Origin of the sequence: uncultured Actinomyces sp. (genome assembly GCF_963526355.1) — a bacterium.
Taxonomy (GTDB): Bacteria; Actinomycetota; Actinomycetes; order Actinomycetales; family Actinomycetaceae; genus Actinomyces.
In genome coordinates this window covers 1-11,077 of the sequence record NZ_CAUROW010000064.1, presented here as the reverse complement: position 1 = coordinate 11,077, position 11,077 = coordinate 1, and the positions used below count along the sequence as shown (strand labels likewise).

Genomic DNA, 11,077 nt, shown 5'->3' with positions numbered 1-11,077 from the left:
CCTGGCACATGAGGGTGGGCCACCCGCCAGGGTCGCCGGCCTGGGCGGCGACATCGGCTCGCTGAGCGCGTGGGGCGATGAGCTGCCTGGCCAGGTGGGGCAGCACCACTGCTGCGGCGTTGGTGCCGGCGACCACCACGGTCTGGTGCTCCAGGGCCGAGACGATCTGGCCGGCCCAGGTGGCGTGCCGCCTGCACCCGTGCTTCTTGAGCCTGGCGTCAATCCTTGCCTTGCCTGCGCTCTTCAGGTCGGCTGGGGTGGGCCAGGCGGCGACGGGCCTCCATGATGGCGTCGTGCGCCCGGCCAGGGCCCCAGCACCGGCTCGAGGGCTGGGTGGATCTGGGTGTACAGGCCCCGGATCCGGTTGGCGGTCTGGTTGACCTGGCGGGCCAGGTCCAGGTCGAAACCAGTCAGCATGCTCAGCGCTGCGGCGTCCTCGTCCGAGGTAGTGACGGCTCTCAGGGTGTGGGGCATGGTCCTGGCGGCCTGGGCGATGACGGCAGCGTCCTTGGCGTCGGTCTTGGCGCTGCCCGGCGTCAGGTCGGCGATGCGGCGCATCGACAGTCCGGGCAGGTAGCCCACGGTGATGCCCATGTCCTGGGCCACCGCCACGGCCAGGGCCCCGATGGTGGCGGGCTGATCGACCACCACCAGCAGGTTCCCATGATCGCCCAGCTTCTCGTAGAGAGCACGCAGGCGCTCCTCATCGTTGGGTAGGGCCTTGTCAAAGACCTTCCGCCCTTCCTGGCTCAGGGCCGTGGCCCAGTGCTCTGCCTTACCGACGTCGATGCCGATGAAGACGTCGATGTCCTCGATATTCATCTTCGTGTCGCCTCTCGCTGCATGGGTGCGGGGCCAGCCGGTGGACGACAGGCCCCGCACCCACGCCTGCGAAAGACCTCACACACTGCGGGCCGTTCCCCTTATCAGCGGTCACCAGCGCCCGGCTGCTGTGGGTGACTTTCGCCCCCCGGATCATCTAAGGACAGGGGCAAGACACCCGTGCCCACAGCAGCTGGCCCAGCCCCGGACCACCCGGGACCACCAACAAGGTAACGGGCGACGTTTCTCCCACCACCGTATTTCTAAGGTGAGCACATACCGCTCGCGCGCTGAGCAGATCTTGGGTGCTGTTTCAACAGGCACTGTGCCACACCGTGACGATCGTCTGACCATTACAGAGCCGTCAAGAGAATTTGTTGATGGCGCAACTACACATGGTTAGCTACGTGCCGCCTAACTTTAGTTTCTAGAATGATGATCCAGCAGCATATGAGACCCACTTATCACCCTTCAGGCAAGGTCCGCCCGATCACCCCATCAACCTTCGTTTGCCTTGAGGTGTTTGCTCACCGTATCCCGCCCGAAGCCAAGCTCCAGGCCGATCTCGATGTAGGTGCGGCCCTGGGCGTGGAGCTGCTGAGCACGACGGAGATCGTCGTCGGTGAAGCGTCGCTTGCGGCGGGGCGGTTGCTTGGCTTTGCGACAGACAGCCTTCACCGTGGAAGTGGTTGTGCCGACCTGCCGAGCGATCGCTCGGGCGGACATGCCGGTGGGCTCCAGATCGAGTATCTGCTGCTTCTTCGCTGCGCTGATCGGACAGCAGGCCACGTTGCGGATGCCGCGGGCCGTCGTGGACTCGCTCGCTTCTTTCGTAGGCGCTACGCTAGCCGTGCTCGACTCCGGAGCCACCTCACCCGCGATGAGGCGTTTGCGGAAGGCGAGCAAGGGTAGCCAGTTGTTCGAATTGATGCTGCCCAGGTGTACCAACAAGCTCTTATCCGAACCCACTCCAGTCACGACCAGGCGGGATGGAGGGCCCTTCATATGCATACGGCGTGGGTGGCGTTGTACAAGGCTGCCGAGAAGGCTCTGTACCCTCGCAATATTTCCTCATACATCGAGGCAGGCGGCGTCTCGGCGGCAGTCGAGTCATTCTCTGGAAGGATCTACACCGGCGTCTGTGTAGATACCGCCTGCACATTGGGAATCTGCGCTGAGCGCAACGCGATACTCACCATGATCACCGACGGTGACGATGCGATACGGCGTGTTCTGACGATTGAGCAAGACGGTCGTACCCGCCCTCCCTGCGGAGCATGTCGAGAACTGATGGCACAGCTGATGCCGGGGCAGCTCCACGCTGTCGAGGTGATGATCGACTACACCACAGGGAAGACTGTGACCCTTGATGATCTGACTCCGCAATGGTGGCTGTAGCCGGCTGACTGCTGGGTCCTCGGCATGCCATATGCCGTGTCGAGTCATCTACTGGTGTCGAGACACGCTTGAGGGGCCTTCCACGTGGTCGTGGAAGGCCCCTCAGGCACCGTCCAGGGACGAGGAGACCTCAGACCTTGTAGTCAACCGTCTCGCCGACGGTGTGGACGCGGATGGAGTTGGTGGAACCGGGAGTGCCCGGAGGCATTCCCGCCACGATGACGACGGTATCGCCCGGCTGCGCCAGGTGCTTGTCCTGGAGGATCTCGTCGACCTGAGCCACCATGTCATCGGTGTGCTGAACCTCGGGGACCTCGTAGGACTGCACGCCCCAGGAGACCGCTAACTGGTTACGCGTCTCATGCAGCGGGGTGAAGGCCAGTAGAGGCAGCGGGGAGCGTAGACGCGACAGGCGCCTGGCCGTGTCACCGGACTGGGTGAAGGTCACCAGGTAGGTGACGTCGAGGTGCTCACCCATCTCCGCGGCAGCACGGGTCAGGGCCCCGCCACGCGTCTGCGGGTAGGAGCCCAGACCGGGGATGCGCTCGCCACCGTGCTCCTCGACGTTCTCGATGATGCTGGCCATGGTGCGGACGGCCTCGATCGGGTAGGCGCCCACGGAGGTCTCTCCGGACAGCATGACGGCGTCGGCACCGTCGAGGATCGCATTGGCGCAGTCGGAGGCCTCGGCGCGGGTGGGACGCGGGTTCTGGATCATGGACTCCAGTACCTGGGTGGCCACGATGACCGGCTTGGCCTGGCGACGGGCCAGCTCGATGGCGCGCTTCTGCACCAGTGGCACGGCCTCAAGCGGCATCTCCACACCGAGATCGCCACGGGCGACCATGATGCCGTCGAAAGTGGAGACGATGTCGAAGAGGTTCTCCACCGCCTGGGGCTTCTCGATCTTGGCGATGACCGGGATGCGCACGCCGACTTCGTCCATGATCTCGTGAACGTCCTTGATGTCGTCGGCATCGCGCACGAAGGACAGGGCGATGAGATCGGCTCCGATCTTGAGCGCCCAACGCAGGTCATCGCGGTCCTTCTCGCTGAGGGCGGGGACGGAGACGGCAACACCGGGAAGGTTGATGCCCTTGTTGTTGGAGACGTACCCGGGCACCTCAACCTTGGTGACGACGTCGGTATCGGTGACGGCCACTACGCGCACCGCGACATTGCCGTCGTCAATGAGGAGTCGGTCGCCGGGGCGGCAGTCCCCAGGCAGCCCCTTGAAGGTGGTGGATGCCCGCTTGACGGTGCCCAGTACGTCGTCGATCGTGATCGTGAACTCGTCGCCCTTGTTGAGCATCACCTTCTGGTCATCGACGAAGCGGCCCAGACGGATCTTGGGCCCCTGGAGATCCACCAGGACGGCGACGGCGCGCCCGGAGGCCGCTGCCGCCTCACGGATGCGGACGATGACCTCCTCCTGGTCCTCAGCGCGGCCGTGGGAGCGGTTGATACGCGCGACGTTCATGCCTGCGTCCACAAGCGCTTGCACCTGCTCGGGGGAATCAGTGGCGGGTCCGAGGGTACATACGATCTTGGCTCTACGCATGAGGCCAGGATACGGGACGTCGGGCCCCGCACACGAGGACGAATCCCGGCACTCCTCAGGTTGCGACGTTCCTCACCTCACCTCACCTGCGTTCTCCCGGGCCGAGTGGCACGCCCGGAGACCCGTGGAGCCGCTACGCGTCCGCCTCGTGGTGGGCGGTCGACGCCACAGCACCTTCCTCGGTCTGCGAGTCCCCCTCAGCAGGGTCTTCTGAGGCCACGTCGGATGACTCGCCTCCCGAGTGGTCCTTCTCGGTGCTCTCGATGGCATCGCTGAGGGGTCGTTTGGAGGTGATGGCGAGTCCGATGGCTCCGACGAGGAAGATGAGGACGGACGTCCACACGTTCAGTCTTAGACCGAGAATCGTCTCGGCCTCATCGATGCGCAGCATCTCGATCCACACCCTGCCGGCGGTGTACACCATGAGGTAGACCCACAGCAGTCTGCCTCCGGTGACTCCACTGCGGGCCAACATCCTTCTTCCTATCCACACCAGCAGAACGGCTCCGGCGAGGTTCCACAGGGCCTCGTAGAGGAATGTCGGGTGGAACAGGGTTCCGGGCGGGTAGCTGGAGCCGGCCGGCAGGTGGGCGTCGTCGATCTGCAATCCCCAGGGCAGCGTCGTCGGCGCACCGTAGAGTTCCTGGTTGAACCAGTTGCCCAAACGGCCGATCGCCTGGGCCACCAGCAGCGCAGGGGCGATGGCGTCGGCCAGTGGGGCGATGCGCAGGCCCCGGTGGCGCATGAGAAGCGCTGCGGCCAGAAGACCTCCGGCAACGCCGCCCCAGATGCCCAGACCACCCAACCACACCTGCGGGATGAGGGTCAGGTCCCCATTCTGACCGAAGTAGGCCTCGGGCGAGGACAGGACGTGATAAATGCGGGCTCCGACGATACCGGCCGGGACAGCCACGATGGCGACGTCCAGGATGATCTCCGGCAGACCTCCTCTGGCCCGGTAGCGGCGGTCCGCCCACCATGTGGCCACGAAGACGCCGGTGAGGATGCACAAGGCATAGGCCCGTATCGGGATGGGACCGATGTGCCAGACCCCTGTTGAAGGGCTCGGCAGACCGGCCGACACTGCTGAAGTCGCTGGCATTATGGCGGAGAACATCGTGACAGGCACTCAGAGGACCTCTCGGTGAGCGGAGGGGATCAGGGCCGGATGGGCACCGGCGGCAACCAACTCGGCAACGAACTGCTGGGGATCGGTGGAACGTATGATCGCCTCGCCGACGAGGACGACGTCGGCGCCGCAGCGAGCAAAGCTCATGACGTCATGGGGACCTCTCACTCCCCCGGCGGCGATGCGCACGACCCGAGTGGGCAGAACATCAGTGACCTGGTCGAACAGGCTGCAGTCGACGGCCAGGGTCTCGGGGTCACGTGTGTCGATTGCGACGATGCGTGCGCCGGCGTCGACCGCTGTCAGCGCCTCACGCCGGGTACGGGCCTCGACGACCGCGCTCATCCCCAGGGAGTGGACCCTCTCGACGAGCCCTTCGAGTACCAGAGCCTCAAGACGCGCATCGAGCATGAGCAGGTCGGCCCCGTGCGCCCGGGCCTCGTGAACCTGATAGGGGGTGACCACAAGGTCATTGGCAAGGATGGGAAGGTCCACCGCGGCCCTGACGGCATCCAGGTCCTTGAGGGAACCTCGCGTTGCGCTCGGACCGGTCACCACCGACACGCAGGCGGCCCCTCCGGCGGCGTAGAAGCAGGCCAGCCCCCCGGGGTCTCCGACACCGCTGAGATCGGCGAAGGTGGCGGTGGAGCGCTTGACCTCCGCGACGACCGTCACCGCTCGATCATCGGCACGCAGACTGGACATGGCGCTGATGGCACCAGGAGCATGGCGCGAGATCTCCCGCAGACGAGTCAGAGGGACACGCGCGGCGCGACGGTCCGCGGCCGCCCTGGCGTCGGCCACCTTCGCCTCGAACGAGGTCATCACACACCTCCTCGATGTCACCTACGGGCACTCCTGAAGGACACCTGTCCACACCATCGTGACGGGCCGAGGCCATCTGTTGCAAATCGCTGAAGAGCGTTCACCGTGGGAGTCACCTGGGACGCTCACCCGGCTGCGCCCCAAGGTCGCCTCCGGTGAGGAAGCAAGTGCGCTCACCGGTGTGACAGGCGGCTCCCACCTGATCGACCTCGATCAGCAAGGCGTCCCCATCGCAGTCCAGATGGACAGTCTTGACGTACTGCGCATGCCCGGAGGTGTCCCCCTTGCGCCAGTACTCTTCGCGTGAACGCGACCAGAAGGTCACACGCCCCTCGCTCAGGGTGCGCCGGAGCGCCTCATCATCCATCCAGCCCACCATGAGGACCTCACGCGAGTCGTACTGCTGGACGACGGCGCACACCAGGCCGTCGACGTTTCGCTTGAGCCGTGAGGAGATTGTCGGGTCGAGAGTCACAACGGAATTATCCACATTATCCACGTACAATCCCCTCATCCCGGAGGTCCGAGCAGCGGCCCGAGGTAGACCCACATGCCGGGCAGATTGCGCACCACGGCGAACACCGCGCATGCAGAGCCGAGAAGCATCGCCTCCCGGCCAGAGATGAACTGCCGGCGCCGACCTTGAACGGAGGCAAGCAGCCAGCGCACCACCAGGAGGACTACCAACACCTCCACGACGAGGGCGAACGGGTTGTAGCCGAGCGCATTGCGCAGATCACCGTGGAAAAGCTCGCGCGTCGCCCTGGTACCACCGCACAGGGGGCACCACAACCCGGTGAAACGGTGAAGCGGACAGAGGTCGGGCAGCCCTGGGGCGCCTCGAGGCAGAGTCAGGGCCCGCAGAACGACAAGGCCGCCGGGGACAGCGGATAAGACCATGAGGGCTCCCAGGCCGATCCGACCGCCGAGTCCGGCGCGACGATCACCGCAATACCTAGTCTTAGCCATATTTCAGCTAGTAGCCTCCGAATCTATAATGAATTGAGGTGCGTCAGAAATACTAACGCGATAAAGATTAAGTTCACCGCAGTCGCCACGCTCGCCAGCACTGTCCCGGCGATCGAAAGCCCTTTGTTCGTGGCACGCCCCTCATCAGCAGCACGCATTCCTTTGACACCCACAATAATGGCGGGAATGCCGAAAATAGAACCAAGATAACAACCGAAAAACATGCTTGCAATACCGAGCCCGAGTGCCCACCCGCCCAGTGCATTCGCCTCAGTACGACGCGGATCGTAGAAGCCAGCCCAGTACATGCCCTGCCCATATGGTCCATGGGGAGCCGCGGGGTAGTGATACTGGGGCGGAGCCTGATACGGAATCATCTGATTACCGGGAGCCACCGGGTACGGGTCCGGCTGAGCGCCAGGATATCCGGCCCCGTAGTACCCATCTTGAGCAGGAGGATAAGCCTGAGCGTCAGCGCCCGCCGACAGATAGGGATCGCTCTGGTAAGGACTCACGTCACTCATCGTTCCTCCGAGCACGTCAGATTACGATACGCAGACTACATGAACACACGTATCGAGACACAGGAGGCGATATCTCACCCTCACGGGGAGAACACCCCATCGACCTCACCCACACGATTCCCCACCGCACAGAGAATCCTCACGAACTGCACGACGGAGCGAGCGCAATACTTCCAAGAGACCTTACGACACCTGCCAACTCTCCAGGAACCTCTCATGCATGCCGGTAGCGTAGTAGATGATCAGGAACACGATCGAGAGCGCCCCCATTACGATGCCGGCGATGGACATCCCCTTGTTGGTGGCACGCCCCTCGTTCGCCGCCTGCATCCCCAGGACCCCCAGGATAATCGCAGGGATACCGGTGAAGATCGAGCAACAGACCAGACTGGCGATCCCCAATCCAAGAGCCCAGCCGCCCAGCGAGTTCTTCTCATCAGGCCTGGGGCCGTAGCCGCCGGGACCGTAACCAGCGGGACCGTAGCCGCCGGGACCGTAACCAGCGGGACCATAGCCAGCGGGCTGCTGGTTGTAGGGGCCGCCATTGGGGCCGTAGCCGCCGGGCTGCTGATTGTATGAGCCATTGGGGTAGGCGCCCATGTCGCTCATATTCCACCTCCGTGATAATTGTGATAAAAACGATCATTGAAGCCGATTCCGGCAGATCGTCTCGGCAGCATAACAGACTCTCTGGGCGAGACAATTCAACGTACTGGATGGCCCGCATCCCGTAACACGTTCTTCGCCTCGTCAATAGTCATCACTCCGTAGTGGAAGACCGATGCGGCCAGAACGGCGTCGGCGCCATGGTCTGCGGCGATGGCGAAGTCCTCGGGGCATCCGGCACCGCCTGAGGCGATGAGAGGGACTCGGACCCGCCTGCGCACAGCGTCGATCATCTCGGTGTCGAAGCCGCCGGTGACACCGTCGGCATCCATGGAGTTCAGCAGGATCTCCCCGGCACCGAGCTCTGCGCCCCGCGCCGCCCAGGCGACGGCGTCGATCCCCGTTGAGATCCGTCCTCCGTGGGTGGTGACCTCATAGCCTGACGCGGTGGTGGTACCAGGCGGGCAACGACGCGCATCCACCGACAGGACCACCACCTGGTTGCCGAAATGCCGGGCTATCTCCGCCAGCATCTCAGGACGAGAGATGGCGGCGGTATTGATGCCGATCTTGTCCGCACCCGCCTGCAGAAGCTGGTCCACGTCTTCGACACAACGAACCCCTCCTCCCACGGTCAGGGGCACGAACACCTGCTCGGCTGTGCGGGAGACCACGTCCAGCATGGTGGCGCGCCCCTCGTGGGAGGCTGAGACATCGAGGAAGGTGATCTCGTCGGCACCCTGGGCGTCATAGCGGGCCGCCAGCTCAACCGGGTCGCCGGCGTCCTGGAGCCCTTGGAAGTTCACACCCTTGACGACTCGGCCGTCTTTGACATCCAGGCAGGGAATGATGCGGATGGCGACGCTCATGACTTGTCCTGATTTGTAGGTTGGGGGGATGAGGAGGGCAGGGGCGCGGCGGTCACCGAACCTTTAGGCTGATCTGATGAGGAGGGGTCGATGGCCAGGATGTCGATGACGACGATGACAGGCTCATTGCCCTGTGCCTGCTCTGCTGGGAGGGAGAGCACGACCCGTGAACCGCTTCGGATGTCGACCAGGTTCTGGGAGACGCCCACCAGTGCGTTACTCATGTCGAGCAGCTTGGGCAGCTTCTGGTGACCGTAGGAGGACTCGTCGAGCTCCTGACCGGTGACCCAGCTGACCATCGTGCTACGGGCGATGAGCTTGTCCTGGGGACCGACCTGAGGCCCAGTGCCCTTGATAAGGACTGCCGTTGCCGCTCGGGTGGGAGTCGGCAGGCCTGCACTGCTCACTGTGACGGAACCGTCGGGCCCCTCGGCGACGGCAGGCGCACCGCCCCCGGGGTCCTGCGCCTCACCGGTGGCGGTCGTGGGAAGAATGTCGACGACCGTGATCTCAGCCGTCCTTGTGCCGTCCTTCTCCTCAGTGGGTGCACGCAGGACGACGCGGCTCCCCTCATGCTGTCCTGAGACAGCCGCATCGACCTCCGAGCCCACCTCGGAGGCTCCCAGGGTCCCCTTCCACAGGTTGTAGCCGTTGGCCTTCCCGGTGGTATTACGCGCATCCAGGCCGGAGAACCGGGAGACCTGCAGGATGACCGGCGAACCGTCAGCAACCACACGCCCCTCGCCAGTAACGACGACGTCGGTGATAACTGAGTGGGGTACCGACAGCGAGGCCTCGTTGGTCAGAGTGACTGAGGGGGCCGAGCCTGAACCGACTCGCCCGCTGACCTTCAGCACCTGGTCCAGCGGAGCGTTCCCGTCCTGCACAGTCGACTGCCCCACTGTGCTCGCGCCGGATCCGTTCCTACCGGCCATGAGCTTGTTGACGGCCAGGGGCACGAGGATCATGGCCAGAACGACGACACCGATCAGGGCGACGGCCAAGGGTCCCCGGGGCATCCGGCCGAGCGGCCCTCCCAGCGTGCGCCGAGGCCTCGGCACCTCCACGTCATCAACCGCACCGTCCGCCGCATCATCCATCGCCTCAGCCGTGCCATCACTCGCGCTCTCGAGGTCGCCGCCGGCGTCCAGTCCGAGGGCTGTCACGGCATCGTCCCCTGTGGGGTGTCGGAGCCGTGGCTCCTCCTGCGGCGAGGTGACGATGTGGGGGGCCGGAGACGAGGCGGTGGCCGCTCGCCATACAGCCGCAGGTTCGACGGTCGACGGATCTGATGCGGGCCAGCGCGGCGCCTGGTGCCCCTCGGCTGAGGACCGCTGAAGCGCCGGCAGGTGCTCAGTACGCGCTGCGTACTCAACGGTGCGCCCCGCAGAGGCCGCCGATACGGCAGCTGCCGCCCCAGGTGCGGCCCCGACTCGCGCATCCTGTTGAGCCTGCTGGGCGATCTCCTGAGCGCGTTCAAGATCCCGGCGCTGGCGGCGAGTCAAAGGCGTGCTGGTACCAGCATCTGGTGTGGAGGTAGTGCTCATGTCGCGTCTTCCGTCGGTCTCCCTATCGGTGCCGTGAACGATGTCTCAGACCCCAGCCGGAAAGTCGGTTGCCGCCGAGTGCTCCATAGTCTCCAGGAGCGCGTCGATACGCTCGTCCACAGCGCAGAAGGGATCCTTTAGGGTAACAGCCTCAGAGGCACCGTCGTCGAGCCGAATGCCCATCCAGTCGACAGTCACGTCGCGACGCAGGTCCTCGGCCCTGGCCACGACCGCACCACGCAGGTGCGCGCGCGTTGTAGCAGGCGGAGTGCCCGTTGCACGCCGGCAGGCCTCGTCGTCGACGAAACGGCGCAACATGCCCGTAGTCTCCAGGCGTTGTCGCAGCCCCTGCTCGGGTGAGACATCATGATAGGCCAGAGTCAACCTGGTCACTCGCGGATCTGTCAGGTCGGTACCTCGCCGCTGACAGTAGCGGGTCACCAGCTGGTACTTGGCCGCCCAGTCCAGCTCCGTGGCCACGCGCTCGGGCTCCTGGAGGCGGACTGCCTCCAGCCCCCGCTCCCACAGTTCCAGCGCCACGGTGTGAAGGTCGGTCACCTCGACCCCGCCTGCGATGTGGCCTCGCAGCCGCTCAAGGTGCTCGCCCTGCATCTCCAATGGCGTGATGGTGCGACCGTCAGCGCGTTCCAGCAGCGCTCCTCCGCTCAGGTCGCGGCAGGTGTCCCGGATGGCCCGCATGGGATCGGCCAGGGCAAGATCACTCAGGTCCCCGCCACTTTCCAGGTAGTCCAGGAGCAGGTCCATGGCCGCCACCTTGAGCAGGGTGGATCCCTGGGCGATATTGGAGTCCCCGACGATGACGTGCA

Annotated in this window: 12 protein-coding genes and 1 pseudogene; 1 reads left to right on the top strand and 12 read right to left on the bottom strand. The window is 64.7% G+C overall.

Going from position 1 to position 11,077, the window contains the following annotated elements; all coding sequences use genetic code 11:
* Together RWR81_RS10505 and RWR81_RS10500 are read right to left on the bottom strand one after the other, a co-directional pair.
* Window positions 1-822 (bottom strand): annotated as a pseudogene (locus tag RWR81_RS10505) (IS110 family transposase); the annotation flags it as partial.
* 498 nt (window positions 823-1,320) lie between these two features.
* The gene (locus tag RWR81_RS10500; protein ID WP_314457551.1) at window positions 1,321-1,773 is read right to left on the bottom strand and encodes a DNA-binding protein; all 453 of its coding nucleotides are present in this window, start codon (window positions 1,771-1,773) and stop codon (window positions 1,321-1,323) included.
* Window positions 1,774-1,842: 69 nt separating this feature from the next.
* Between RWR81_RS10500 and RWR81_RS10495 the strand changes: the two genes are divergently transcribed.
* Window positions 1,843-2,220 (top strand): cytidine deaminase, encoded by a 378-nt coding sequence (locus RWR81_RS10495; protein ID WP_314457550.1) that lies wholly within the window; start codon window positions 1,843-1,845, stop codon window positions 2,218-2,220.
* A 130-nt stretch (window positions 2,221-2,350) separates the two neighbouring features.
* On the opposite strand, the gene pyk is transcribed toward RWR81_RS10495, so the two are convergent.
* From pyk to RWR81_RS10445, 10 genes are all read right to left on the bottom strand, one after another.
* Window positions 2,351-3,781 (bottom strand): pyruvate kinase, encoded by a 1,431-nt coding sequence (pyk, locus tag RWR81_RS10490; RefSeq protein ID WP_314457548.1) that lies wholly within the window; start codon window positions 3,779-3,781, stop codon window positions 2,351-2,353.
* A gap of 133 nt (window positions 3,782-3,914) precedes the next feature.
* On the bottom strand, window positions 3,915-4,883 hold the full coding sequence (gene lgt, locus RWR81_RS10485) for a prolipoprotein diacylglyceryl transferase (RefSeq protein WP_314457546.1): 969 nt from the start codon (window positions 4,881-4,883) through the stop codon (window positions 3,915-3,917).
* Window positions 4,884-4,910: 27 nt separating this feature from the next.
* Window positions 4,911-5,735: an indole-3-glycerol phosphate synthase TrpC gene (locus RWR81_RS10480; protein WP_314457544.1), complete on the bottom strand. Its 825-nt coding sequence runs from the start codon at window positions 5,733-5,735 to the stop codon at window positions 4,911-4,913.
* A gap of 112 nt (window positions 5,736-5,847) precedes the next feature.
* A complete protein-coding gene (gene hisI, locus RWR81_RS10475; protein WP_314457542.1) occupies window positions 5,848-6,210 on the bottom strand; it encodes a phosphoribosyl-AMP cyclohydrolase in 363 nt (120 codons plus the stop codon).
* Between the two features lie 35 nt (window positions 6,211-6,245).
* Window positions 6,246-6,635 (bottom strand): DUF2752 domain-containing protein, encoded by a 390-nt coding sequence (locus RWR81_RS10470; RefSeq protein WP_314457553.1) that lies wholly within the window; start codon window positions 6,633-6,635, stop codon window positions 6,246-6,248.
* A 92-nt stretch (window positions 6,636-6,727) separates the two neighbouring features.
* Entirely contained in the window at window positions 6,728-7,228 is a 501-nt protein-coding gene (locus RWR81_RS10465; RefSeq protein ID WP_314457540.1) for a DUF4190 domain-containing protein, read from the bottom strand.
* A 183-nt stretch (window positions 7,229-7,411) separates the two neighbouring features.
* Window positions 7,412-7,837, bottom strand: coding sequence for a DUF4190 domain-containing protein (locus RWR81_RS10460; RefSeq protein WP_314457538.1), 426 nt, complete (start codon window positions 7,835-7,837; stop codon window positions 7,412-7,414).
* 95 nt (window positions 7,838-7,932) lie between these two features.
* Window positions 7,933-8,703 carry an imidazole glycerol phosphate synthase subunit HisF gene (gene hisF / locus RWR81_RS10455; protein WP_314457537.1) on the bottom strand — a complete coding sequence of 257 codons (771 nt, stop codon included), beginning with the start codon at window positions 8,701-8,703 and terminating at the stop codon, window positions 7,933-7,935.
* Window positions 8,700-10,250: a hypothetical protein gene (locus RWR81_RS10450; RefSeq protein ID WP_314457535.1), complete on the bottom strand. Its 1,551-nt coding sequence runs from the start codon at window positions 10,248-10,250 to the stop codon at window positions 8,700-8,702. The genes hisF and RWR81_RS10450 overlap by 4 nt, the downstream gene beginning before the upstream one ends.
* A 45-nt stretch (window positions 10,251-10,295) precedes the next feature.
* Window positions 10,296-11,077: proteasome accessory factor PafA2 family protein (locus tag RWR81_RS10445; RefSeq protein ID WP_314457533.1), on the bottom strand; the 782-nt coding region annotated here is incomplete at its 5' end.

Excerpts from the sequence above, each read along its gene's own strand:
- lgt (WP_314457546.1), bottom strand. The coding sequence starts at position 4,883 with ATGCCAGCGACTTCAGCAGTGTCGGCCGGTCTGCCGAGCCCTTCAACA.
- RWR81_RS10460 (WP_314457538.1), bottom strand. The coding sequence starts at position 7,837 with ATGAGCGACATGGGCGCCTACCCCAATGGCTCATACAATCAGCAGCCC.
- RWR81_RS10450 (WP_314457535.1), bottom strand. The coding sequence starts at position 10,250 with ATGAGCACTACCTCCACACCAGATGCTGGTACCAGCACGCCTTTGACT.
- RWR81_RS10480 (WP_314457544.1), bottom strand. The coding sequence starts at position 5,735 with ATGACCTCGTTCGAGGCGAAGGTGGCCGACGCCAGGGCGGCCGCGGAC.
- RWR81_RS10465 (WP_314457540.1), bottom strand. The coding sequence starts at position 7,228 with ATGAGTGACGTGAGTCCTTACCAGAGCGATCCCTATCTGTCGGCGGGC.
- RWR81_RS10470 (WP_314457553.1), bottom strand. The coding sequence starts at position 6,635 with ATGGTCTTATCCGCTGTCCCCGGCGGCCTTGTCGTTCTGCGGGCCCTG.
- hisF (WP_314457537.1), bottom strand. The coding sequence starts at position 8,703 with ATGAGCGTCGCCATCCGCATCATTCCCTGCCTGGATGTCAAAGACGGC.
- pyk (WP_314457548.1), bottom strand. The coding sequence starts at position 3,781 with ATGCGTAGAGCCAAGATCGTATGTACCCTCGGACCCGCCACTGATTCC.